Raw genomic sequence first — 23,141 nt, forward strand, 5'->3', positions numbered from 1 at the left:
TTGTGCTATGTTTAGAGAAGAATGCGGTTTGCATTTAACTTTTAACGCATAAATATTGCATAACTATTCTGTCAAAGGTAGTATCTGCGGCTTCAATAGCTATCAGACTGCCAGTATACGAGTGTCAATGAGTATTCAATTAAACGGCATTAACTGCTTCTACGGCGCACATCAGGCGCTGTTCGATATCACGCTGGATTGCCCTCAGGGCGAAACACTGGTGTTACTTGGCCCAAGTGGAGCCGGGAAAAGCTCGCTACTGCGCGTACTCAACCTGCTTGAGATGCCGCGTTCGGGCACGCTCTCTATTGCCGGTAACCGTTTCGACTTCACGAAAACACCTTCTGATAAAGCCATTCGCGAACTGCGTCAGAACGTGGGCATGGTCTTTCAGCAATACAATCTTTGGCCGCATCTTACTGTGCAGCAGAACCTGATCGAAGCGCCCTGCCGCGTGCTGGGTCTGAGCAAGGACCAGGCGCTGGCGCGTGCCGAGAAGCTGCTGGAACGTCTGCGACTGAAGCCCTATAGCGATCGTTACCCACTGCATCTTTCCGGCGGCCAGCAACAGCGTGTGGCCATTGCCCGCGCGTTAATGATGGAGCCACAGGTGCTGCTGTTTGATGAACCGACCGCAGCGCTTGACCCGGAAATTACCGCACAAATCGTCAGCATCATTCGTGAGCTGGCAGAAACCAATATTACTCAGGTGATCGTCACCCACGAAGTGGAAGTCGCCCGTAAAACGGCCAGTCGTGTGGTGTATATGGAAAACGGTCATATCGTCGAGTTTGGGAATGCGAGCTGCTTTGCCAACCCGCAAACCGAAGCGTTTAAAAACTATCTCTCTCACTAAGATTCGGGACAATACAATGAAAAAAGTTCTGATTGCCGCGCTAATCGCAGGTTTTAGCCTTTCCGCTACCGCAGCCCAAACCATTCGCTTCGCTACGGAAGCGTCTTATCCTCCGTTTGAATCCATTGATGCTAATAACAACATCGTGGGTTTTGACGTTGACCTGGCAAATGCGCTGTGTAAAGAGATCGACGCCACCTGTACGTTCACTAACCAGGCTTTCGACAGCCTGATCCCAAGCCTGAAATTCCGCCGTTTTGACGCGGTAATGGCCGGAATGGACATCACGCCGGAGCGTGAAAAGCAGGTGTTGTTCACTACGCCTTACTACGACAACTCAGCGTTGTTTGTTGGTCAACAGGGTAAATACACCAGCATTGACCAGCTGAAAGGCAAGAAAGTGGGCGTACAAAACGGCACCACGCACCAGAAATTCATCATGGATAAACATCCGGAAGTCACCACCGTCCCGTATGACAGCTACCAGAATGCCAAACTCGACCTGCAGAACGGGCGTATTGATGGCGTCTTTGGTGATACCGCTGTCGTGACCGAATGGCTGAAGGACAATCCGAAACTGGCCGCCGTTGGCGATAAAGTTACCGATAAAGATTACTTCGGTACCGGTCTGGGCATCGCCATGCGCCAGGGCAATACCGAGCTGCAGCAGAAATTCAATGCTGCGCTGGAAAAAGTGAAGAAAGATGGGACGTACGAAACCATCTATAACAAATGGTTCCAGAAGTAATATTAGATGAATGAATTTTTTCCTTTAGCAAGCGCCGCCGGGATGACCGTCGGCCTTGCCGTTTGTGCGCTGATCATTGGCCTGGCTCTCGCAATGTTGTTTGCCGTCTGGGAGTCTGCTAAATGGCGTCCAGTGGCATGGACGGGTTCAGCCCTGGTGACGCTCCTGCGCGGACTGCCGGAAATTCTGGTGGTTCTGTTTATCTATTTCGGTTCCTCCCAGTTGCTGCTGACGCTGGCCGATGGGTTTACGATAAATCTTGGCATCGTGCAGATCCCGGTGCAGATGGAGATCGAAAACTTCGACGTCAGTCCGTTCCTGTGCGGCGTCATTGCGCTGTCATTGCTGTATGCGGCCTATGCGTCGCAAACGCTGCGTGGCGCACTGAAAGCCGTCCCGCTCGGGCAATGGGAGTCTGGTCAGGCGCTGGGGCTGTCCAAAACCGCGATCTTCTTTCGTCTGGTGATGCCGCAAATGTGGCGTCATGCCCTGCCGGGACTGGGTAACCAGTGGCTGGTTTTGCTGAAAGATACCGCGCTGGTAAGCCTGATCAGCGTCAACGATCTGATGCTGCAAACCAAAAGCATTGCCACGCGTACTCAGGAGCCGTTTACCTGGTACATCGTGGCGGCGGCCATTTATCTGGTGATAACGCTGTTGAGTCAGTACATTCTCAAACGCATTGACCTGCGCGCGACACGTTTTGAGCGGAGACCGGGCTGATGCTTGAGTATTTACCAGAACTGATGAAAGGGCTGCATACCAGCCTGACGTTGACGGTTGCCTCCATCGTGGTTGCGCTGGTCATGGCGCTGATTTTCACCGTCATCCTGACGCTGAAAACTCCGGTGCTGGTGTGGCTGGTACGCGCCTACATTACGCTGTTTACCGGTACGCCGCTGTTGGTGCAAATCTTCCTGATCTACTACGGTCCGGGGCAGTTTCCCGCGCTGCAGGAGTATCCGGTCCTCTGGCATCTGCTGTCAGAACCCTGGCTGTGCGCCTTGATTGCGCTGTCGTTAAACAGTGCCGCGTATACCACGCAGCTGTTCTACGGCGCTATTCGCGCAATCCCGGAAGGTCAGTGGCAATCCTGTGGTGCATTGGGGATGAGCAAGAAAGATACGCTGGCCATCTTGCTGCCGTATGCCTTTAAACGCGCCCTCTCCTCGTACTCCAACGAAGTGGTGCTGGTGTTCAAAAGTACCTCCCTGGCCTACACCATCACGCTGATGGAAGTCATGGGTTACAGCCAGCTGTTGTATGGTCGCACCTATGACGTCATGGTCTTCGGCGCGGCGGGCGTGATTTATCTGATTGTTAACGGCCTGCTGACGTTGATGATGCGCTTAATCGAGCGTAAAGCACTGGCGTTTGAACACCGCAATTAAGTCAATAACTGCATAAAGCTGAATAGTAAAGGCGGACATGTCTCTGGACTGTCCGCTTTTTTTTATTCCACATAAAATATTTAATCATTTTTATTGCATATAAATTCATTAAATGGCATTGTAAATCAACGCCGCAGACACGGTGAATCATCATAAGATTGACAGACGGGAGTTCCACCATGAAAAAGTTAGTCCTGGCCGCATTACTTGCTACCTTCGCCACCGGCGCCTCTGCTGCTGATAAAATCAATTTCGGTGTCTCAGCAACCTACCCGCCATTCGAATCGTTGGATGCCAGCAATAAAATCGTTGGTTTTGACATCGACCTGGCTTCAGCATTGTGCAAACAAATGCAGGCTGACTGTACTTTTACTAATCATGCGTTCGACAGCCTGATCCCTGCGCTGAAATTCAAAAAATACGATGCGGTGATTTCCGGTATGGACATCACGCCAGAACGTAGTAAGCAGGTCTCCTTTACTCAGCCCTACTATGCCAACTCAGCGCTGGTCATTGCGAAAAAAGACACCTATAAAACCTTTGCTGATTTGAAAGGCAAACGTATCGGCATGGAAAACGGCACCACGCACCAGAAATACCTGCAGGATAAACATCCTGAAGTGAAAACCGTGGCGTACGACAGCTACCAGAATGCGATCATTGACCTGAAAAACGGGCGTATTGATGGCGTATTTGGCGACACTGCCGTGGTTAACGAGTGGCTGAAAACCAATCCGCAGTTAGGCGTAGCAACGGACAAAGTAACTGACCCGCAATACTTCGGCACCGGCCTTGGCATTGCCGTTCGCCCGGATAACACCGCACTGCTGGAAAAACTGAACACCGCGCTGGCCGCCATTAAAGCTGACGGTACCTATCAAAAAATCAGCGATCAGTGGTTCCCGCAGTAATCCCTGCCTTACCTGAAAAAGCCGCAAATCGCGGCTTTTTACGTTTAACGTCCGCGCTTTCGGTCAGTTCTTACGCCATAAACCCATTCCTGGCATACACTTGTTAAAACGATAAAAGTGAGGCAACAGGATGATAGCATTCCCAGCCAGCTTACTGATCCTGAATGGAAAAAGTGCTGATAATCCCCCGCTGCGCGAGGCGATTGCCCTGCTACGCGATGAGGGCGTTGAGATCCATGTGCGCGTCACCTGGGAAAAAGGCGACGCCCGGCGTTACGTTGATGAGGCCCGCCAGTTGGGCGTTGCCACCGTCATTGCGGGCGGCGGTGATGGCACCATCAACGAAGTCTCCACCGCGCTCATCCATTGCCAGGGGGAGGATATACCCGCACTGGGGATTTTGCCGCTGGGAACCGCAAATGACTTCGCCACCAGCGTGGGTATTCCTGATGTTCTGGATAAAGCCTTGAAGCTGGCCATCGCCGGCAATGCGGTTGAAATAGATATGGTGCAGGTCAATGATAAAACCTGTTTTATCAATATGGCGACGGGCGGATTCGGCACGCGGGTCACGACAGAAACACCAGAAAAACTCAAAGCCGCGCTGGGCGGCGTGTCGTACTTTATTCATGGGCTCATGCGCATGGACACGCTGAAGCCCGACAGTTGCGAAATTCGCGGGGAAAACTTTCACTGGCAGGGAGACGCGCTGGTGATCGGCATCGGCAATGGTCGTCAGGCTGGCGGCGGGCAGCAACTTTGCCCCACGGCACTGATCAACGACGGTCTGCTGCAACTGCGCATTTTTACCGGCGATGAGCTTCTTCCGGCGCTACTTTCGGCACTTACCCAATCCGACGACAACCCCAATATTATTGATGGCGCGTCATCCTGGTTTGATATCCGTGCCCCGCATGAAATCACGTTTAATCTCGATGGCGAACCGCTAAGCGGGCAGGAATTTCACATCGAAATCCTCCCCGCCGCGCTGCGCTGCCGGTTACCGCCTGGTTGTCCCTTGTTACGCTAGTACGCCGCCACTTCCCGCGCCAGTTCGCGGGAATAGCGCTGGCTGCCGCTTATTAACATCCGGGTATACTCGGTTTGCGCCTCACCGTTGACCAGCGCATCCACGGTGAGCGTTTCAAGAATTTTTCCGTATTGCATCACCGCCACTTTCTGACACAAATGCGCAATAACCCCCAGATCGTGGGTGACCAGCAGATAGGTCAGGCTGGACTCCTTTTGCAATTCAGCCAGCAGGTTAAGAATTTCGGCCTGTACCGATACGTCCAACGCAGAGGTCGGCTCGTCCAGCAACAGCACCTGCGGTTCGAGGATTAGCGCCCGCGCAATCGCCACACGCTGACGCTGCCCGCCAGAAAGCTGATGCGGATACCGGTCGCGAAATGCCCGGTTCAGACCGACCTTATCCAGCAGCCCGTTAACCCGCCGATCCCGGTCAGCAATGCCGTGGATCAACAGCGGCTCTTCGAGGATATCGCTGATGGTATGCCGGGGATGCAGCGAACCATATGGGTCCTGGAATACCATCTGTACCAGGCGGCAGCGTTCGCGGCGAATACGGTGATCCAGGGCTTGTCCGTCGATCGCCAGTTCACCCTGCCAATGGGTAAACAGTCCAGCCAGACACTTCAGTACGGTTGTCTTTCCCGAACCAGACTCTCCAACCAGACCGTAGACCTCTCCGGGCTGAACCCCAAACGTCACGTCATACAGCACCTGATTGCGTTTTTCTCCCTCACCAAATGCCAGGTTCAGATTTTTAACGTCGATCATATCCCCTCCTCACTCAGCCAACTGGGCTGACGTTGCAGCACCGGCAGCACCGCCCGGCGGTTGTGGATTTCTGGCAATGCGCTAATCAGCCCCTGAGTATAGGGATGCTGCGCATGATGGAGATCGCCTGCGGCGATGGATTCCACCACCCGCCCGGCATACATCACCAGGACGCGATCGCAGAAGCTGCGCACCAGGTTGATGTCATGGCTGATAAAAATAAGCCCCAACCCGCGCGACTCCACCAGCGAGTCAAGCAGCCCCAACACCTGCAGACGCACCGACACGTCCAGCGCCGAGGTGGGTTCGTCGGCAATCACCAGTTCCGGATCGGTGATTAACATCATCGCGATCATGACACGTTGCCCCTGGCCACCAGAAATCTCGTGCGGATAGAGCTGATACACCCGCTGCGGCTGACGAATACGCACCACCTCCAGCATTTCCAGCGCCCTGGCTTTGGCCTCAGCCTTGCGCCCCGGATGATGGGTAAGCCAGGCTTCGGCAATCTGATCGCCAACGCTCACCACCGGATTAAGGGAGTATTTCGGGTCCTGCATAATCATCGAGATACGCTTGCCGCGAATTTGCCGCATCTGCGCCTCGCTGGCATGGGCTAAATCCACATCGCTAAACTGCATTTTGTCTGCCGTAACCCGTGCTTTTTTCGGATGCAGGTGCAGCAGCGCTCGCCCGACAGTGGATTTACCGGAGCCTGACTCACCCACAATCGCCAGTTTTTCACGTCCGAGTTGAAAGGAGACGCCGCGCACCGCCTGGGTGACCGCGCCGCCGTTGATAAAATCGACGTGCAGGTTACGCACATCAAGCAGAGGCGAATCATTCGCTGCGAGGATCGAGGATGTCACGTAAGCCATCTCCTAAGAAGTTGAACGCCAGGCTGTTGATCAAAATCGCCAGCCCCGGAATAGTCACTACCCACCAGCATTCCATCATGTAGGTGCGCCCGCTGGAGATCATCGCCCCCCATTCCGGATCCGGTGGCTGAGCCCCTAACCCCAGAAACCCAAGGCCCGCAGCGGTCAGAATGATCCCCGCCATATTCATGGTGATACGAATAATCACCGACGGCAGGCATAGCGGTACGATGTGACGCCACAGCACACGTCCTGCCGATGCCCCCTGCAGGCGAACGGCAGAGATAAAATCGGCCTGACGCAACGAGAGCGTTTCCGCACGAGCCAGACGCGCAATCGGCGGCCAGGCGGTCAGCGTAATGGCAATTACTACGTGCTCCAGCCCCGGACCGAGTGCCGCGACAAAGGCCAGTGCCAGTACCAGGCTTGGAAAAGAAATGAAAATGTCGGTGACGCGCATCAGTACCATGTCGACCTTGCCACCGAAGTAACCCGCCGTGACGCCAAGCAGCAGACCGAGCGGCCCTACGGTGACCGACACCAGCAGCACGATATACAGCGTGATGCGCGAGCCATACACCAGGCGGCTAAAGATATCGCGGCCAAACTCATCGGTCCCGAACCAGTGCTGCGCGTTCGGCGCCACCAGCGCACTGTTTAAATCCTGCACCAACGGGTTGTACGGTGCGATAAGCGGGGCAAAAATGGCCACCAGCAATAACAACGCAATAATTCCTCCGCCAATGGCGGTCAGCGGGTTACGCGCCATCTTGCCCATGAACCCGCGCGCTCGCAGCAGCGCCTGCTTCGCCCGCAGACGTTGTTCGCTATTGCCGCTATCCCGCGGCGTATCCAGAGAAACCGTCATGATTTTGTCCTCGGATCAAAGAATTGATACAGCATGTCGGAGAGCAGATTGAGCATGACGAAAATCACCCCAACCAGCAGCACGCAGCCCATCACCGCATTCATGTCACCCAGCAGCAGGCTGCCGGTTAAATAGGAGCCAAAACCGGGCCAGGAAAAGACGGTTTCAATCAGCACCGCGCCTTCCAATAGCGAACCGTAGGCCAGCGCGACAACCGTGAGCAGTTGCACCAGAATATTGCGAAACGCATGGTTCCAGATGACCTGACGCTCGGTCAGCCCTTTGACGCGCGCGGTGATAATGAACTCCTGTGAAAGCTGCGCCAGCATAAAGCTACGGGTCATACGGCTGATGTAAGCCAGCGAGTGAAAACCCAATAGCGCAGCAGGCAAAACCAGATGATTAATGGCATTCCAGAACACGGTGGCATTACCGGCCAACAGCGCATCGACGGTCATTAATCCGGTCTGGCGCGGCACCAGCCCGTCCAGTCCGAGATCCAGACGCCCCGCGCCGCCCACCCAACTTAGCCAAGCGTAGAACACCAGCAACCCCATCATCCCCACCCAGAAAATCGGTGTGGAATAACCTGCCAGGCTAATGATGCGCACCACGTAATCCGACAGGCTATTGCGTCGTGCCGCTGCCAACACCCCCAGCGGGATCCCCAGACCCGCCCCTACCACAATGGCCATCGTCGCCAGCTCAATGGTGGCCGGGAAAACGCGTACAATGTCATCCATCACCGGCTTACCGGTCAGCAGCGCATTACCCAGATCGCCGTGCAGCAGATTGGTGAAGTAAATACCAAACTGCGCCGCCAGCGATTTATCAAAGCCTAACTGGTGATACACCTGCTGATAGGTACTCTGATCCGCATCAGGTCCCACGATCGCCAGTACCGGGTCGATCGGCATGACGCGACCGATAAAAAAGGTCAGCAGCAGCAATCCAAACAACGTCATTGCCACCTGTATCAGACGGGTCGAGACACGCCGGGCGCGTGAGCCAGGTGCAAGTATGGCAACGCTCATTGTTCACCTCCGGTTTTATACACATCACGCAAAAACGTGGTGGCCGACGGATGCGGCTGATAATTCTGCACCTCACGGCGCACAACGACCGAATCCACCATTTGCGACAACGGAATTAGCGCGGGAACAAGCTGGTCGTAGCGGGTCTGGATCGCCTGATACGCGCGAGTCTGCGTTTGCGGGTCACGCTCCAGCAGGGCGCTGTCGATCATGTCATTAAGCGGTTTATCGTAGAAACCAGTGCGCCAGCCCTGAAAGTTGGTAAGCCGGGCTGCATCGCTGTTATCCGGGTTATAGACCAGCGCCCGCAGGCTGGAGTGCGGATGCGGTTCCATGCCGCTGCCGCCGCGCCCGACCAACATGTCAAATTTACGCTCGCGCATTGCGCCGTAGATCTGATTACCGGTTCCGGTGATGATTTTGGCGTTAATACCCGCCTGCATCAGCGTGGACTGCACGGCAATCGCGATATTCTGGAAAGGCTGGTCAGCCAGCACCCGAAGCGTGGTGTCGAAACCGTCCGGGTATCCCGCCTCCGCCAGCAGCTTTTTAGCGCGCGGAATGTCGAGGCGATAGCCGGGGTCAGGCAGCGTGGAGGGCATTCCTGCCTTGATAGGTCGCTGATGCAATACGCCGTATCCCGGCATCAGCGCTTTATTGATCCCCTGATAATCAATCAGGTAACGCACGGCTTCACGGACTTTCGGATTGGCGAAGTGCGCCTCCTTCATGCTCATTGCCACGTAATACATCGTGCCTCGCTGGACGGCATCCACGCTCAGGTCAGGATCGCTACGCAGGGCATTGATGTCTGAAACCGCCATATTACTGGCAATATCCAGATCGCCCTTGGCAATCATCAGACGCAGGGTCTGGGATTCCTGAAAATGACGCAACACCACGCGGCTCATTTTCGCCTCGCCGCGCCAGTAGTTCGGGTTACGCGTCATGCGCAGGACATCTTTCGCCTGCCAGGTATCAAGGGTAAACGGGCCAGACCCGGCTTCATTGGTGGTCAGCCAGTGGTTGCCCCAGTCGTTATTCAGCACATGTTGCTGCACGGTTTTGCTGTCCAGCACGCCGAGATTCCCCAGCGCCCCCAGTGAATAGATAATCAACTGCGGATCGTTGGCTTTGGGCAGCGTGATTTTCACTGTAAACCTGTCCGGGGCGCTGACCTGTTGGTCGATATTTTTTTTGCTAAAGCCGTAGGATTTCCACACCGACGACTGCGCCAGATTCAGGTGCAGGATCCGACGCATCGACCACACCACATCGTCAGCAGTTAGCGGATTACCGGAGTGAAAGGTCACGTCATCGCGCAGATGAAAAGTCAGGGTGGTGCCATCCGGGCTGACATCCCAGGATGTCGCCAGCGCGGGTTTCACATGGGTCAACTGGGCAGGATCCAACTCCACCAGCGAGTCATATAAATTCACCACAATGCCCACCACTTCGTTGCCGGTCATGGCGGCCGGATCGAGGGTCAGCAGGTTATTCATGTTCATACCAATGATGAGCTGATCGGGCGGCGTTTTGGCGTACGCCGCACTGCTCCCCATCGACACGGCGAGTGCGAGTAAACACGCGCCCAGTAAGGAAGTTTTTTTCATCTATTGTTTGCCTGTACTGTAGGGTACATGTTGCCGGATGACGCTTGGCTTATCCGGCATTTATTGTTTTCAGTCAGTCGTGGCTGACGGTGTTGGCTTCGATATAGGCAAAATTGATGTCTTCCCCCAGACCGGGGCGCTGTGGCAGATGCACAAAACCGTCGGCGTCCATCGGGTCAACAATGCTGTTCAGGTAGGCGGCCGGTTCGTCGTAGTCGAGGAACGGATGCAGCAGGCCGCGCTCGTACCAGCGACAGTTTCGAATCGCGCCAATCACCGCGAGGCTCGCCGCACCGTTGCCGTGTACTTCGCAGTCCATGCCAAACGACTCGGCCAGGTTGGCCACTTTCAGGGTGGGCGAGATCCCCCCCACACCGTTGGCACCAGCACGTAAAATGTCGCATGCGCCCGCCTTCACCCAGTCCGCGCGGCTGTGGTGTTTTCCACCGAGGCTTTCCGGGCCAATGATCGGAATGGAGAGATTTTCGGCAAGCCAGGCGTAAGACGCCATGCTCTCTTCTTCCATCGGCTCTTCAAACCAGGCAAAGTTGAGTTTTTCCAGTTCCTTGCCGATGTACAGCGCTTCTGTACGGCTGTACCAGTGATAGCCGTCGATCATCAGATCAATATCCGGCCCGACCGCCTCGCGCACGGCGGCACAGGCTTTCACATCCATCTTCGGATTTGGCGCGAAGGAGACCGGCGGCATCCAGGTATGCAGTTTGATCGCCTTATATCCACGAGCGACCAGTTTTTCGGCAAAGCAGGCATATTCTTCCGGCGTCGACAGTCCGCCGGGCAGATCGTCACCACACATGGTGCTGCCGTAGGCCGGGACCTTATCGCGAAAACCACCCAGCAGCTTGTAGACCGGCATGTTGAGCTTGCGGCCTATCAAATCCCACAGCGCCTGCTCAACAAAAGACAGCGCGCGTTCGGTCAGTTGATGCGCGCTTCCCCGCTGCCAGTGCACCAGATCCTGCCAGATGCGCTCCCGATTAAACGGGTCCTGACCGACCATCACTTTGCGAAAAAAGGTATTCACCACAAACGGGCGCACCACTTCCGGCGGTGCAAACGAATACCCCTGGGTTCCGTCATCGGCGGTAATGGTCAGCATGGCCATTTTGGCGAGGTTTTCCGGCCCCGGATGGGAATGTCCGGCGGTATCAGAAACCCGGCGGGTGGGATACTGGAAGACGGAGACATTGATAGCTTCAATTTTCATTATTGGGTCCTTAGCGCAACTTTGAAATGCTGTTTCACATCTAAATGTATGTGCAAAAAAGCAACTTTGCCTCGGACATTCCGCGCTAAGGCATGACTATTTTCTGTGCAAGTGCACAGGGAGAGGTGATGCTTTTCACAAAAGGCAGGAGAAACGTGAGGTAGATCGGACTAATATTGCGATTATACTGAAATGATATTTTGAATTTAATTTTTCAAGAAACGCGGGTTGCCGTGACATGACCACAACCCGCGATAATTTACGCAATGGTTACTTTGTTATCCAGATAAACGTCTTGCACGGCGTTAATCAACTTAACACCATCTGCCATGGTTTTCTTGAACGCTTTACGTCCGAGGATCAGACCCATACCACCGGCACGCTTGTTAATTACCGCCGTGCGCACCGCATCGCTGAGATCGGTTTCGCCCCCTGCCGCACCGCCGGAGTTAATCAGCCCGGCGCGGCCCATATAGCAGTTCGCCAGTTGATAACGCACCAGGTCAATCGGGTTGTCGCTGGTCAGCTTGCTGTAGACGCGATCGTCGGTATAGCCAAAGTTAACGGCCTTATACCCGCCGTTATTTTCCGCCATTTTCTGCTTAACAATATCCGCCCCGATGGTGGCCGCCAGGTGGTTTGCCTGCCCGGTCAGGTCGGCGGAAACGTGATAATCCACCCCGTCTTTCTTAAATGCGGAGTTGCGCAGATAGGCCCACAGCACCGTCACCATCCCCAGTTCATGCGCACGTTCAAACGCTGCAGAAATCTCTTCAATCTGACGACGCGATTCCTCGGAGCCAAAATAGATCGTAGCCCCGACCGCCACCGCGCCCATATTGAATGCCTGCTCCACACTGGCATACAGCGTCTGGTCAAAAGTATTCGGGTAGCTGAGCGTTTCGTTGTGGTTAATTTTTACGAGGAACGGAATACGGTGTGCATAGCGACGAGATACGGAAGCCAGCACGCCGTAGGTCGACGCCACGCAGTTACAGCCCGCTTCGATAGCTAGCTCCACAATATTCTTCGGATCAAAGTACAACGGGTTGGCGGCAAACGAGGCTCCGGCGGAATGCTCCACACCCTGGTCGACCGGCAGAATCGACAAGTATCCCGTGCCAGCGAGTCGGCCCGTGTTGTACAGCGTCTGCATATTACGCAGCACGGCAGGCGGACGATTATTGTCTACCATCACGCGGTCGACGTAATCATGCCCTGGCAGGTAAAGTTGGTCAGAAGGAATGGTCATACAACGATGCTGTAAAAGGTTGTCGGCATCTTTGCCAAGCAACTGCGCAATATCAGTCATAGCTATGCTCCCGTAAGTTCCGGTTGGATACCGGAATGTGAATTGTCCTGACCCGCCTTGTTGCGGGCAGCCATAAGCCTGGTACCGACTGCGCTTTTTTTCCATCTTTAGCGCACTTTTCAGTCATTTCCGCTGGCTCGATTCAGGCATTAAAAAACGTTAAGGCGGTCAAAATTAAAACACAAAGGTATTTTAAAGGTATTATCTACTGGTACTATGAAAACGTACCTTACCTGTCATGAAGGATGTAAAGATGAAAACTACAGCAAAGCTGTCGTTCATGATGTTCGTGGAGTGGTTTATCTGGGGCGCCTGGTTTGTACCGCTTTGGCTGTGGCTGAGTAAAAGCGGATTCAGCGCCGGAGAAATTGGCTGGTCCTACGCCTGTACCGCCATTGCCGCAATCCTGTCACCGATTTTTGTCGGTTCGCTCACTGACCGCTTTTTCTCCGCGCAAAAAGTCCTGGCGGTGTTAATGTTCGTCGGCGCCATTCTGATGTACTTCGCCGCGCAGCAGACCACCTTCGGCGGCTTCTTCCCGCTATTGTTGGCGTATTCACTGACCTATATGCCCACCATTGCGCTGACCAACAGTATTGCCTTTGCCAACGTCCCGGACGTCGAGCGTGACTTCCCACGTATCCGTGTGATGGGCACCATTGGCTGGATTGCCTCCGGTTTAGCCTGCGGGTTCTTACCGCAAATGCTGGGCTACAGCGATATTTCCCCCACCAATATCCCGTTGCTGATCACCGCCGGGAGCTCCGCGCTGCTGGGTGTCTTCGCCTTCTTCTTACCGGATACGCCGCCAAAAAGTACCGGCAAGATGGATATCAAAGTCATGCTGGGGCTGGATGCACTGATCCTGCTGCGTGATAAGAACTTCCTTGTCTTTTTCTTCTGTTCGTTCCTGTTTGCGATGCCGCTGGCGTTTTACTATATCTTCGCCAATGGTTACCTGACCGAAGTCGGAATGAAAAATGCCACCGGCTGGATGACGCTGGGTCAGTTCTCGGAAATCTTCTTTATGCTGGCGCTGCCGTTCTTTACTAAGCGCTTTGGCATTAAAAAGGTATTATTGCTTGGTCTTATTACTGCAGCGATCCGCTATGGCTTTTTCGTCTACGGCGGCGCGGAAGAATATTTCACCTACGCACTGCTGTTTCTCGGCATTCTGCTGCACGGCGTCAGTTACGATTTCTACTATGTTACGGCCTATATCTACGTGGATAAAAAAGCGCCTGTGCATATGCGTACCGCCGCACAGGGGTTGATCACCCTCTGCTGTCAGGGATTCGGCAGTCTGCTGGGCTATCGCCTGGGCGGGGTGATGATGGAAAAAATGTTTGCGTATAAAGAACCGGTTAACGGTCTCACCTTTAACTGGGCGGGCATGTGGGGATTTGGCGCAGTCATGATTGCCGTCATTGCCGTACTGTTTATGATTTTCTTTCGCGAGTCTGACAAAGAAATCACCGCAATTAACGTGAACGACCGCGATCTGGCATTGAAAAAAGGGGAAGTAAAATGAAAGCAGAGCGTATTCTCGGTGCTCTTTATGGGCAAGCGTTAGGGGATGCGATGGGCATGCCGTCAGAGCTATGGCCCAGAACCCGCGTGAAAGCACACTTTGGCTGGATCGACCGCTTTTTGCCCGGCCCCGCGGAAAATAACGCCGCCTGCTATTTTAACCAGGCGGAGTTCACTGATGACACAGCCATGGCGCTGTGCCTGGCAGATGCTCTGCTGGAATGCGACGGGGAAATTGTCCCCGACGTCATTGGCCGAAATATCCTGGCCTGGGCGGAAGATTTCGATGCCTTCAATAAAAACGTGCTGGGCCCCACCTCGAAGATTGCCCTTAAGGCCATCCGCGACGGAAAACCCGTTACTGAGCTGGAAAACAACGGTGTCACCAACGGTGCGGCCATGCGCGTTTCACCGTTAGGCTGCCTGCTACCCGCACACGATCTTGATGCCTTCATTGATGATGTGGCGCTGGCGTCCAGCCCGACGCATAAATCGGATCTGGCGGTGGCCGGGGCCGTGGTAGTCGCGTGGGCAGTGTCGCGCGCGATCGACGGCGAACAATGGTGCGATATTGTCGATGCGCTTCCCGCCATTGCCCACCACGCCCAGCAAAAACGGATCACCACCTTTAGTGCATCGCTCGCGGCGCGCCTCGAACTGGCACTGAAAATCGTCCGCGATGCTAACGGTACCGAGTCTGCCAGTGAGCAGCTGTATCAGGTGGTGGGAGCTGGCACCAGCACCATTGAATCCGTGCCCTGCGCTATCGCCATGGTGGAACTGGCACACACCGACCCTAAGCGCTGCGCTATTTTGTGTGCGAATCTTGGCGGTGACACCGACACCATCGGTGCCATGGCGACGGCAATTTGCGGCGCACTGCACGGCGTCGGCGCGATTGACCCTGTGTTGAAACAGGAACTGGATGCGGTCAATCAGTTGGACTTTACCCGCTACGCCAGCGGATTAATGCGCCTGCGTGAGCAACGGGAGGCGCGATGAGCACCACGCGTTTGCAGGCACTTATCCCGCAATTGCACACCCAGCGCCCGGTGACGGTAGTCGGTGCAGCGGTGATCGATGTGATTGCCGATGCGTATGCCCTGCCCTGGCGCGGTTGTGACATCGAGCTTAAACAACAAGGCGTTAATGTTGGCGGCTGTGCGCTGAACATCGCCGTCGCGCTTAAGCGTTTAGGTATCGACGCCAGCAATGCCTTGCCGCTAGGTCAAGGCGTGTGGGCAGATATCATCCGCAACCGGATGGCAAAAGAGGGTTTACACAGTCTGATTGACCATGCCGAAGGTGATAATGGCTGGTGTCTGGCGCTAGTTGAGCCGGACGGTGAACGCACCTTTATGTCCTTCAGCGGCGTCGAAAATCAGTGGAACGCCGACTGGCTTGCGCAGTTGACGATCCCGCGCCACAGTCTGGTGTATCTTTCCGGCTATCAGCTGGCTTCGCCGTGCGGCGAGCTGCTGGTGCAGTGGCTGGAGAGTCTGGATGAGGTGACGCCATTTATCGATTTTGGGCCACGCATCGGCGACATCTCCGATACCTTAATGGCGCGAATACTGGCCTGTCACCCGCTGGTGTCACTGAATCGGCAGGAAGCAGACATTGCCGCAGAACGGTTCAGGTTAAGCGTGGATGTCGAGGGTTTTGGCGCTGAGTGGGTGAAGCGCTTTGCCACGCCGGTGGTAGTTCGCCACGATAAAGACGGCGCATGGTATTTCAGTGAAACGACATCCGGCTGCGTGCCTGCATTTCCAACGACCGTGGTTGACACCATTGGCGCTGGCGACAGTCACGCAGGCGGCATGCTGGCCGGGCTGGCATCTGGCTGGTCGCTAGCCGATGCCGTGTTGCTTGGCAACGCGGTGGGATCGTGGGTGGTCGGGCATCGCGGCGGCGATTGCGCCCCCTCGCGCGACGCGTTACTCCTCGCACACAAAGACGTATAGGTCGCTGCGGCAGTAACTGATGCTGTATTCAATGGGCCGGTGCTGCTGGTCAAGCGCGACCTGCTTGATCACCAGCACCGGCACTTTGCTGTCCATCTGAATGTGCGACTGGAACTCCGCATCCGGCATGCGGGCGCTGACGCGGGAGCGCGTACGCTGCGGGAAAATATGCTGGTTGCGAAAATAGTCGTACAGCGAGACGCCGATGGCATCCACATCATGAATAAGATGCGCAGGGACCCAGGACTCTTCAATGGATACGGCGTCTTCATCCACATAGCGAATACGCTTAAGCAGAAAAACGTCACTGCCGGCGGTAATCGCCAGCTGCTGCGCCACCTCTTCCGGACACGGCACCACGCGTTTATTGACCCACAGCGTATCTGGTTTTTTTCCGCGTAACACCACCTGCTGAGAAAAGCCGCGCGCTTCTTTTAGCGAATACTCAAAGATATTGTTGATCTGCGTTCCGTAACCACGGGCGCGGGTCACTACCCCTTCTTCCTCCAGCGCCTGCATCGCTTTACGCACCGTAATGCGCGAAACGCCGGTCAGCTGGCTGAGATCGCGCTCACCAGGCAGAATATTGCCATGCTCGAGGATGCCGCTGCGGACAGCGTTCTTCACCGTTTGGGCGAATTTAAGATACAGCGGCGTGTTATCCGCCGCCGAAATGCGTTCATTCAGTTGCGCGATAAGCTGGGTATGCGCTTGTTCCATTTATCTTTTTCCTGACCGCTGAATCTTCAGCCAGTATACGCATTTATCCCTGTTACCACCACGCGTGGAAATGGTGTACCGGACCTATCCCCTCGCCCACTTCCAGGGAATCTGCCTGGGCCAGTGCCGCCGAGAGCCACATTTTGGCCTCCTGCACCGTATCGGCCCAGTTTGCATGACGCGGGCGTAGCGCAGCCAGCGCTGCCGACAGCGTACAACCGGTGCCATGGGTGTTTTTGGTCTTCACTCTTGGCGCGGTAAAGCGCTGCTCGCCCTCGCGGGTAAACAGCCAGTCAGGGCTTTGCGCGTCATCCAGATGACCGCCCTTCATCAGCACCGCCTCGCAGCCCAATGCCCGCAGAGCACGCCCCTGCGCCAGCATTTCCTGCTCCGTTTGGGCATGGGTTGTTTCGAGCAATGCGGCGGCCTCCGGCAGATTCGGGGTAATGATCGACACCTGCGGCAGCAGGCGAGTACGCAGTGTTTCTACCGCAGAGGAGGACAGCAGCGGATCGCCGCTTTTCGCCAACATCACTGTATCAAGCACCACATTTCGTACCTGAAAGCGGCGTAAACGCTCAGCGACCGCTTCCACAATATCCGTTTCTGCCAGCATACCGATTTTGGTGGTATCTATGCGTACATCGCTGAACACGGAGTCCAGCTGCGCGGCAACAAAATCAGGTTCGATCCGATAAACCGACTGCACACCGCGCGTATTTTGCGCCACCAGAGCCGTGATGACCGAGCAGCCATAGGCCCCGAGCGCAGAGAATGTTTTTAAATCCGCCTGAATACCTGCACCACCGCTGGGATCGGTTCCGGCAATTGTTAATGCGTTAATCCGTTTCATGCCAGCTCCTGCGCGTTCAGGTTATATAAAGCATCAAGGAATGCAGGAATAAAGCTTCCTGGCCCTGTCGAGTGCTCAGTGGCGAATTCACCAGCCTGTTTCATCCAGCTACAGGCAGACGCGACGTTACTCAGCCGATCCCCCTGCAACGCACAGCTGGCAGCCACCACCGCCGACAGCGCACATCCGGTGCCAACGACACGCGTCATCAATGGATCGCCACCGCGAATACTCACGGTACGCTGGCCATCGGTAACGTAATCCACCTCCCCGGTTACCACGACGATGGAGGCGACCCGGCATGCCAACGCCTGTGCCGCTGGCAAAGCAGCGGCGGCTGTATCGGTGGTATCTACACCGCGCCCACCTCCGCGCATTCCCGCTAGCGCGAGTATTTCAGAGGCGTTACCGCGAATGGCAGCAGGCTGGAGCGAGAGCAAATCCAGGCAAAAACGACGGCGAAACTCCAGTGCCCCAACGGCAACGGGATCGAGCGTCCAGGGCGTATTCGCCCGCTGCGCCTGCTCGACCGCCGCACGCATAGCAATGGCACGGCTCTCGGTCAGCGTACCGACATTAATCAACACTGCATGGGCAACAGCCGCAAACTGGCTGGCTTCTTCGGGTTCAATCACCATCGCAGGTGACGCGCCCAATGCCAGAAGCGTATTGGCGGTAAAATTCTGCACGACCTCATTGGTCATACAATGCGTGAGCGGAGAAAGGGTTCTAAATTGCTGTAAGGCGTGGGCCGCGAGTGCGCGGCTGTGCAGGTCAGGCTGCATGGTTCAGCTCCTGCCCGCGTGAAAGAAGGGACACGAGCAGTGTCAGACTTCCCTACGCTGGCATTATCCAGATCAGGTGGTACGGGTATTTCTCAGCCTTCACAAGGAAGGGCACCCCGAGTCATTTAATTTATAAAACAATCACTTACACATTGAAAATGTGTAGATATTTAGTGTAACCGGGGCTTAGCCCCAGGAGCAAGAATTTTCGATTTAACACAGCATTTATCACAGTGCTTATCTCACCGGTTTTTCGGGGGGATTACCCTAACACCCAATGTAGTTTTACTTAAATCACTTTTATTTCAATAGGTTTCTCGGAAAAATATTCTCCGTATACATCCATAAGTAGTACAATTAACGCTCAATACCAGCATAATTAAGAGGGATTTTGATATGGCAATACCTGTGTATCTATGGCTTACCGATGATGCAGGAAATCAAGTTAAAGGCAGTGTTGATGTGCATGGTAGAGAAGATTCTATAGAGATTTTAGAGCTTATGCATAATGTATAGTTACCAACTGACGACAAAACCGGAAAGATCACCAGTAAGCGCCAGCATGGAGATTACGCACTAATCAAAGAAGTCGATTGTTCATCTCCTTACCTCTATCAAGGTGTATCATCCGGCAGAAAATTTAAACAAGCTGTATTGAAGTTCTACCGCATAAACTATAACGGACAAGAAGAAGAATATTTCCGTGTAACAATGGATAATGTCAGAATTAATGAAATTGAACCTTTCATGTTTGACATAAAAAACCCTACATTTGAAAAACACAACCATCTTGAAGCATTCTATTTGGCATATGAAAAAATCACCTGGCATTATCTTGATGGAAATATAATTCATTCTGATTCATGGAACGGAAATAAGGAGGCAGCGTAATGACTTGGGTTTATAAAGTAAGTGCCCACAACTTTTATCTGAATGGAACCTATCAATTTGATGCTAAATATTCTGGCAGACCTGGATATAAAAATGATTCTGCTAATGAGTGTGTAAAAGATAACGGCCCACTTCCTAGAGGCACTTACACTATCGGCCCCGCTTTCTACCATCGTAGAACTAGAGCATGGACGATGAGACTTACGCCATACATTGAAAATCAAATGTGTGGGCGTGATGGTTTTATGATTCATGGTGATAGTGCTGCCAATCCTGGAGAAGCTTCTGATGGTTGCATTATCCTTAACTTGCCATATCGTAAAATCATTGACGCTAGCAGCGATAAAGTTTTAGTAGTGGAAGATTAATTATGTTTAAAAAACTGTTAGTCTATTCATTTGCTTTAATCCCAATATTTGCATATGCAAAAGATTATGGATGCGCCGCTGTTGGCTTATCAATGGAATCATCTTTATTTGATGCGCTATCAAAAGATCTAAAAATTGATACATCAACTGTTGATAAAAATAAAGCCAAAGTAGATATCATTGATATTTCTCCAATCTCTGAAACCTATGCGGAATCTTTAGCACGAATTGATTACAATAAAGATCCTAGTAAGGAGAAAACAGAACATACATATAATAAGATTTATTTCTCTAGCTATTATTATAATGGTGTAAAATCTATCACAGCTAAATATACTTATATGAATAAGGCGAAAAAAAAAGATGTGTTTATTGCATCCAGCCTGATGAACAAGGATGAATGCTCTATTAGATTTAATGGATACATCACGTTATCAAGAGAGTTTTGATACTTATGGGGCAGTAATGCCCCTCTTAAAAAGAGTACTTTAGAAGTACAACCATCTCATTAACCCCCTATCCTAATACAAAAAGCATTTTCAAGATAAAACACCTGCGACCTGATCAGCAATAAATAATTGATTAAATCCACTAATACGTATTTAATATAGAATAAAGAGATAAAAGGTAGTTTTCCATTCGATCATCATGAGCAGTTAAGGAGCTATTTTGTTAATGCTAGATTGTAGGTGGTTAAATCACCTATTTAAAGATAACTTATCTACATGTAAACATTAAATAAAAAAACACACCCTAAAGCCATAGCCCCGGATGTTTTTTTGTGTTCTCTGTTGTCATCTAAATCCTTGGCCTATCAGATAGTTATTTCACTTCACTAAAAAAGATTATGATTTAAAGATTAATCTGTATTGATTTATACCGATAACCGCGGTTAGGCTTTATATCAATCAAACACATTGATGTTTCATATGGATAAAAAGGTTTTTGTCTATACCTCTTAAGGTTAACAACAACATGACAAAAGGAGTGATTGTTTCCGCAATCGTTTCTTTATGTCTTGTAGCTCCAGGTGTATTTATCAGGTGATGTATAACATCGTCATTTCAAAAATGGCGGGTTAGTGTAATAATAATTAATTATAGGCTTGGGAATGAAGTATAATAAATTAATGATGATAGCTATCGTAGCAGGCGCTTTTTCACTTTCCGGTTGTAATCTGGAAAAACAATATCTTGATGATTGTGAAGCTAACGGCATTGATCGTACCGCGTGCTTTGAGCAATATCATGCTGATAATCGCGCCAACGCCGATCGTTACCAGGTTTACACGGAGAATAGCCGTAAACTGGACGCGAAAAAACATTCTCATCATAACTAAGGTTTATCATGAAAACTAAATTAGCCCTGATTGCTCTTGTATGCTCTTTCGCCGTTATGCCTGCCCATGCAATTAATGCACACTATCGCGCTCAATTAGAACGTTCTGGTTGCACACAAGTTAGTGATGGTGATGGGACTTGTGATATTCACAAAACCAAAGCGCAAAATGCGAAGGCTAAATCAGGCTCTAACGCATTTACTGCTGATGCCGATCACGTACTAAATCAACCAATTTCTACCAGTGCTGAATATCTCCTTGCTAAAGGATGGAAACCTAATAACGGTTTATGGAAGAAACAAGGTTATGTACTCTCTCTTAAAGTTGAAGCCGATACAGTCGTAAAAGCCCAACTTTCCAAGGGGTAAACAATCATAAGGCGACTTCGGTCGCCTTTATTGGTTGAAGATAGTAAAGATGCTGACATCTTGCGATGTCGTCCTGTGACTGCATCACAACAAACTGATGTAAATTGCAGAGCAGCAGCGGTATTGCTAAATTGCGGTTCAACGTTGCCGCCTGCTCGTACTTCATTTACACTTTTTACGAAATAACTGGAGTTCTCACAAAATAGTGCTTGTCAGATATCCTGTAAGCCCGGAATGATACACGACCGTTGTTGACGACCCGAATGAGTAGAGAGGATGGGTATGAAGAATAAAATGTTGCTGGGTGCACTGCTGCTCGTAACCAGCACCGTCTGGGCAGCGCCTGCCGCCATCGCAGCCCCTAAAGGCATCGATAAATATGAGCTGAGCGGCTTTATTGCTGACTTTACCCATTTCAAACCCGGTGACAAGGTTCCGCCCCTGTATCTCACCGAAGAATACACCATTAAGCAGTGGAACCTGCGTAACCTGCCCGCACCGACGGCAGGCACCCACTGGACCTACATGGGCGGCGCGTATGTGCTGGTCAATGATGCCGATGGCAAGATCATCAAAGCCTACGACGGCGAGATTTTTTATCACCGGTAAAAAAAACGCACTCGCTCTTATGGGGAGTGCGTAATTAAAGATGCTAATTATATGAAACAACAATTAGTGCATTTGATTGCAACTCACCTGATTTTACTTTATTGACATCAAATACATAATACCTAACTATCAAAGGAATGGTTTCAATGTTATTTATTACATTTCCCTTAGGGAATTTCTTCAGTACACTACCAGACCCATTTCCCTGATTAACGTGTATCAAGCTATTCGTAATTCCATCTCTTAAAACAAAACCAACCCCATTATCGCTATTGGATTTTAAGACTGACTTATTCCCATCCCAAACCAAATCACTATGTAGTGACACCAGTACATCCCGACTAGCCAGTGATGATACCCCTATACCATCCTTACATTCCAGAGTGATATCTCCGCGCTGAGATGGAGTATTAACTTCACCCGCCCCTTTCAGTTCATTCATTGCAATAGAATCAAGTGTTATTGATAAATTCCCCGGGATACAGGTTGTCATTTTTTTATTGTAAGATATCGTTAAATGAGTACTATACAAACCTTTTCCATTTAACTTACTTAAGATAGTGTTAATGCACGTCCCCCAGTTTTTCGGATTAGTAGCACATATCAACCATTGCAAGAATGCGTTACCTGAATTCCAGATTGTTGCCCCAGTCATCACTGCAACATTATTTAGTGTTATGCTATATCCGCCATTTGCACTTACATCTACAAAACCAGGTGAACTTAACTCTTGAATGGAAACAGTATAGTCCCCAGAGAAGGCACCATTCTTTTTCGATAAAGAAATGCTATTGCTAGCATTCCATTTAACGCTTACCTTTAGTCTAACACTATCACCTTCACCCATCCCAATTATATAATCAGCGGTATCTAATTTACTTATATTATCTGACTCTTCACATGTTGAGTCAATAAATGGATTATTGAAAACTTGTGTTTGCACTCCACCGTCTATAATTATCAAATCTTTGACTTCAAAAATATCCTGACGTTCAATCGTCCCTTTACATGCTGAATAGCTTAATGAAGGAAATACACAGAAAACCAATAATATAATTATTTTCATATTGATATC

General features: G+C 51.9%; 24 protein-coding genes, 2 pseudogenes and 1 riboswitch. Of the genes and pseudogenes, 15 read left to right on the forward strand and 11 right to left on the reverse strand.

The features are described from left to right. Window positions 1-127 precede the first annotated feature (127 nt). The 6 genes from artP to yegS all read left to right on the forward strand — a co-directional run bounded on the left by artP (window position 128) and on the right by yegS (window position 4,936). Window positions 128-856, forward strand: a complete 729-nt coding sequence (gene artP / locus FDX22_RS08120) for an arginine ABC transporter ATP-binding protein ArtP (RefSeq protein WP_096756540.1) — start codon at window positions 128-130, stop codon at window positions 854-856. A gap of 16 nt (window positions 857-872) precedes the next feature. Then, on the forward strand, window positions 873-1,604 hold the full coding sequence (gene artI / locus FDX22_RS08125) for an arginine ABC transporter substrate-binding protein ArtI (RefSeq protein WP_096756539.1): 732 nt from the start codon (window positions 873-875) through the stop codon (window positions 1,602-1,604). Window positions 1,605-1,610: 6 nt separating this feature from the next. Beyond that, entirely contained in the window at window positions 1,611-2,327 is a 717-nt protein-coding gene (artQ, locus tag FDX22_RS08130) for an arginine ABC transporter permease ArtQ (RefSeq protein ID WP_096756538.1), read from the forward strand. Continuing rightward, window positions 2,327-2,995, forward strand: a complete 669-nt coding sequence (artM, locus tag FDX22_RS08135) for an arginine ABC transporter permease ArtM (RefSeq protein WP_096756537.1) — start codon at window positions 2,327-2,329, stop codon at window positions 2,993-2,995. Before artQ ends, artM begins: the two co-directional genes overlap by 1 nt. A 179-nt stretch (window positions 2,996-3,174) precedes the next feature. Further along, window positions 3,175-3,906, forward strand: a complete 732-nt coding sequence (gene artJ, locus FDX22_RS08140) for an arginine ABC transporter substrate-binding protein ArtJ (protein WP_096756536.1) — start codon at window positions 3,175-3,177, stop codon at window positions 3,904-3,906. Between the two features lie 130 nt (window positions 3,907-4,036). Then, window positions 4,037-4,936 carry a lipid kinase YegS gene (gene yegS / locus FDX22_RS08145; RefSeq protein WP_096756535.1) on the forward strand — a complete coding sequence of 300 codons (900 nt, stop codon included), beginning with the start codon at window positions 4,037-4,039 and terminating at the stop codon, window positions 4,934-4,936. Here the strand turns inward: yegS and FDX22_RS08150 are convergent. The 7 genes from FDX22_RS08150 to fbaB form a co-directional block, all read right to left on the reverse strand. Next, the gene (locus FDX22_RS08150; protein ID WP_146717007.1) at window positions 4,933-5,706 is read right to left on the reverse strand and encodes an ABC transporter ATP-binding protein; all 774 of its coding nucleotides are present in this window, start codon (window positions 5,704-5,706) and stop codon (window positions 4,933-4,935) included. The two genes, yegS and FDX22_RS08150, sit on opposite strands and share 4 nt — an antisense overlap. After that, the gene (locus tag FDX22_RS08155; RefSeq protein ID WP_117343245.1) at window positions 5,703-6,575 is read right to left on the reverse strand and encodes an ABC transporter ATP-binding protein; all 873 of its coding nucleotides are present in this window, start codon (window positions 6,573-6,575) and stop codon (window positions 5,703-5,705) included. Before FDX22_RS08155 ends, FDX22_RS08150 begins: the two co-directional genes overlap by 4 nt. Beyond that, complete coding sequence (locus FDX22_RS08160; RefSeq protein ID WP_096756532.1) at window positions 6,547-7,452, reverse strand: ABC transporter permease; 906 nt, start codon at window positions 7,450-7,452, stop codon at window positions 6,547-6,549. The genes FDX22_RS08155 and FDX22_RS08160 overlap by 29 nt, the downstream gene beginning before the upstream one ends. Beyond that, window positions 7,449-8,486 carry an ABC transporter permease gene (locus tag FDX22_RS08165; RefSeq protein ID WP_115258061.1) on the reverse strand — a complete coding sequence of 346 codons (1,038 nt, stop codon included), beginning with the start codon at window positions 8,484-8,486 and terminating at the stop codon, window positions 7,449-7,451. The genes FDX22_RS08160 and FDX22_RS08165 overlap by 4 nt, the downstream gene beginning before the upstream one ends. Next, window positions 8,483-10,099, reverse strand: coding sequence for an ABC transporter substrate-binding protein (locus FDX22_RS08170; protein ID WP_096756530.1), 1,617 nt, complete (start codon window positions 10,097-10,099; stop codon window positions 8,483-8,485). Before FDX22_RS08170 ends, FDX22_RS08165 begins: the two co-directional genes overlap by 4 nt. A gap of 73 nt (window positions 10,100-10,172) precedes the next feature. Next, complete coding sequence (locus tag FDX22_RS08175; protein ID WP_146717008.1) at window positions 10,173-11,327, reverse strand: mandelate racemase family protein; 1,155 nt, start codon at window positions 11,325-11,327, stop codon at window positions 10,173-10,175. A 259-nt stretch (window positions 11,328-11,586) separates the two neighbouring features. Next, window positions 11,587-12,639: a class I fructose-bisphosphate aldolase gene (gene fbaB, locus FDX22_RS08180; RefSeq protein ID WP_005129139.1), complete on the reverse strand. Its 1,053-nt coding sequence runs from the start codon at window positions 12,637-12,639 to the stop codon at window positions 11,587-11,589. 253 nt (window positions 12,640-12,892) lie between these two features. Between fbaB and FDX22_RS08185 the strand changes: the two genes are divergently transcribed. From FDX22_RS08185 to FDX22_RS08195, 3 genes are read left to right on the forward strand one after another with little or no spacing between them, the layout of a single operon-like run. Continuing rightward, a complete protein-coding gene (locus FDX22_RS08185; RefSeq protein WP_117343241.1) occupies window positions 12,893-14,170 on the forward strand; it encodes a nucleoside permease in 1,278 nt (425 codons plus the stop codon). Then, a complete protein-coding gene (locus tag FDX22_RS08190) occupies window positions 14,167-15,171 on the forward strand; it encodes an ADP-ribosylglycohydrolase family protein (protein WP_146717009.1) in 1,005 nt (334 codons plus the stop codon). Before FDX22_RS08185 ends, FDX22_RS08190 begins: the two co-directional genes overlap by 4 nt. Beyond that, entirely contained in the window at window positions 15,168-16,133 is a 966-nt protein-coding gene (locus FDX22_RS08195; RefSeq protein ID WP_117343239.1) for a PfkB family carbohydrate kinase, read from the forward strand. Before FDX22_RS08190 ends, FDX22_RS08195 begins: the two co-directional genes overlap by 4 nt. Here FDX22_RS08195 and FDX22_RS08200 read toward each other — a convergent pair. The 3 genes from FDX22_RS08200 to thiM are packed head-to-tail and all read right to left on the reverse strand — an operon-like array spanning window position 16,107 to window position 18,491. Next, window positions 16,107-16,853, reverse strand: coding sequence for a GntR family transcriptional regulator (locus FDX22_RS08200; protein ID WP_146717010.1), 747 nt, complete (start codon window positions 16,851-16,853; stop codon window positions 16,107-16,109). The genes FDX22_RS08195 and FDX22_RS08200 overlap by 27 nt on opposite strands. Window positions 16,854-16,905: 52 nt before the next feature. Further along, the gene (thiD, locus tag FDX22_RS08205) at window positions 16,906-17,706 is read right to left on the reverse strand and encodes a bifunctional hydroxymethylpyrimidine kinase/phosphomethylpyrimidine kinase (protein WP_146717011.1); all 801 of its coding nucleotides are present in this window, start codon (window positions 17,704-17,706) and stop codon (window positions 16,906-16,908) included. Next, entirely contained in the window at window positions 17,703-18,491 is a 789-nt protein-coding gene (thiM, locus tag FDX22_RS08210; protein ID WP_096756523.1) for a hydroxyethylthiazole kinase, read from the reverse strand. The genes thiD and thiM overlap by 4 nt, the downstream gene beginning before the upstream one ends. Window positions 18,492-18,523: 32 nt before the next feature. Beyond that, window positions 18,524-18,620: riboswitch (TPP riboswitch) on the reverse strand. 267 nt (window positions 18,621-18,887) lie between these two features. Between thiM and FDX22_RS08215 the strand changes: the two are divergent. The 6 genes and pseudogenes from FDX22_RS08215 to FDX22_RS08240 all read left to right on the forward strand — a co-directional run bounded on the left by FDX22_RS08215 (window position 18,888) and on the right by FDX22_RS08240 (window position 22,066). Beyond that, window positions 18,888-19,382 (forward strand): annotated as a pseudogene (locus FDX22_RS08215) (Hcp family type VI secretion system effector). Next, complete coding sequence (locus tag FDX22_RS08220; protein ID WP_146717012.1) at window positions 19,382-19,750, forward strand: tlde1 domain-containing protein; 369 nt, start codon at window positions 19,382-19,384, stop codon at window positions 19,748-19,750. Before FDX22_RS08215 ends, FDX22_RS08220 begins: the two are co-directional and overlap by 1 nt. Window positions 19,751-19,752: 2 nt before the next feature. After that, entirely contained in the window at window positions 19,753-20,199 is a 447-nt protein-coding gene (locus FDX22_RS08225; RefSeq protein WP_146717013.1) for a Shiga toxin A subunit, read from the forward strand. A 662-nt stretch (window positions 20,200-20,861) separates the two neighbouring features. Beyond that, the gene (locus FDX22_RS08230) at window positions 20,862-21,089 is read left to right on the forward strand and encodes a hypothetical protein (protein WP_096756520.1); all 228 of its coding nucleotides are present in this window, start codon (window positions 20,862-20,864) and stop codon (window positions 21,087-21,089) included. Window positions 21,090-21,097: 8 nt separating this feature from the next. Next, a pseudogene (locus tag FDX22_RS32570) lies at window positions 21,098-21,268 on the forward strand (hypothetical protein); the annotation flags it as partial. Window positions 21,269-21,733: 465 nt separating this feature from the next. Then, window positions 21,734-22,066, forward strand: coding sequence for an RcnB family protein (locus tag FDX22_RS08240; protein ID WP_096756518.1), 333 nt, complete (start codon window positions 21,734-21,736; stop codon window positions 22,064-22,066). Between the two features lie 43 nt (window positions 22,067-22,109). Here the strand turns inward: FDX22_RS08240 and FDX22_RS08245 are convergent, their stop codons facing one another. Continuing rightward, the gene (locus FDX22_RS08245) at window positions 22,110-23,132 is read right to left on the reverse strand and encodes a fimbrial protein (protein ID WP_146717015.1); all 1,023 of its coding nucleotides are present in this window, start codon (window positions 23,130-23,132) and stop codon (window positions 22,110-22,112) included. Between the last annotated feature and the right edge of the window lie 9 nt (window positions 23,133-23,141).

Source organism: Citrobacter sp. TBCS-14 (assembly GCF_005280805.1).
GTDB classification, from domain to species: domain Bacteria; phylum Pseudomonadota; class Gammaproteobacteria; order Enterobacterales; family Enterobacteriaceae; genus Citrobacter; species Citrobacter gillenii.

Coding starts and splice junctions, on each gene's coding strand:
- FDX22_RS08225 (WP_146717013.1), top strand. CDS start 19,753: ATGTTTAAAAAACTGTTAGTCTATTCATTTGCTTTAATCCCAATATTT.
- fbaB (WP_005129139.1), bottom strand. CDS start 12,639: ATGACTGATATTGCGCAGTTGCTTGGCAAAGATGCCGACAACCTTTTA.
- artJ (WP_096756536.1), top strand. CDS start 3,175: ATGAAAAAGTTAGTCCTGGCCGCATTACTTGCTACCTTCGCCACCGGC.
- FDX22_RS08160 (WP_096756532.1), bottom strand. CDS start 7,452: ATGACGGTTTCTCTGGATACGCCGCGGGATAGCGGCAATAGCGAACAA.
- artQ (WP_096756538.1), top strand. CDS start 1,611: ATGAATGAATTTTTTCCTTTAGCAAGCGCCGCCGGGATGACCGTCGGC.
- FDX22_RS08170 (WP_096756530.1), bottom strand. CDS start 10,099: ATGAAAAAAACTTCCTTACTGGGCGCGTGTTTACTCGCACTCGCCGTG.
- thiD (WP_146717011.1), bottom strand. CDS start 17,706: ATGAAACGGATTAACGCATTAACAATTGCCGGAACCGATCCCAGCGGT.
- FDX22_RS08175 (WP_146717008.1), bottom strand. CDS start 11,327: ATGAAAATTGAAGCTATCAATGTCTCCGTCTTCCAGTATCCCACCCGC.
- FDX22_RS08245 (WP_146717015.1), bottom strand. CDS start 23,132: ATGAAAATAATTATATTATTGGTTTTCTGTGTATTTCCTTCATTAAGC.
- artI (WP_096756539.1), top strand. CDS start 873: ATGAAAAAAGTTCTGATTGCCGCGCTAATCGCAGGTTTTAGCCTTTCC.
- FDX22_RS08185 (WP_117343241.1), top strand. CDS start 12,893: ATGAAAACTACAGCAAAGCTGTCGTTCATGATGTTCGTGGAGTGGTTT.
- FDX22_RS08190 (WP_146717009.1), top strand. CDS start 14,167: ATGAAAGCAGAGCGTATTCTCGGTGCTCTTTATGGGCAAGCGTTAGGG.
- FDX22_RS08200 (WP_146717010.1), bottom strand. CDS start 16,853: ATGGAACAAGCGCATACCCAGCTTATCGCGCAACTGAATGAACGCATT.
- thiM (WP_096756523.1), bottom strand. CDS start 18,491: ATGCAGCCTGACCTGCACAGCCGCGCACTCGCGGCCCACGCCTTACAG.
- FDX22_RS08195 (WP_117343239.1), top strand. CDS start 15,168: ATGAGCACCACGCGTTTGCAGGCACTTATCCCGCAATTGCACACCCAG.
- yegS (WP_096756535.1), top strand. CDS start 4,037: ATGATAGCATTCCCAGCCAGCTTACTGATCCTGAATGGAAAAAGTGCT.
- FDX22_RS08165 (WP_115258061.1), bottom strand. CDS start 8,486: ATGAGCGTTGCCATACTTGCACCTGGCTCACGCGCCCGGCGTGTCTCG.
- FDX22_RS08230 (WP_096756520.1), top strand. CDS start 20,862: ATGAAGTATAATAAATTAATGATGATAGCTATCGTAGCAGGCGCTTTT.
- FDX22_RS08150 (WP_146717007.1), bottom strand. CDS start 5,706: ATGATCGACGTTAAAAATCTGAACCTGGCATTTGGTGAGGGAGAAAAA.
- artP (WP_096756540.1), top strand. CDS start 128: ATGAGTATTCAATTAAACGGCATTAACTGCTTCTACGGCGCACATCAG.
- FDX22_RS08240 (WP_096756518.1), top strand. CDS start 21,734: ATGGGTATGAAGAATAAAATGTTGCTGGGTGCACTGCTGCTCGTAACC.
- FDX22_RS08220 (WP_146717012.1), top strand. CDS start 19,382: ATGACTTGGGTTTATAAAGTAAGTGCCCACAACTTTTATCTGAATGGA.
- artM (WP_096756537.1), top strand. CDS start 2,327: ATGCTTGAGTATTTACCAGAACTGATGAAAGGGCTGCATACCAGCCTG.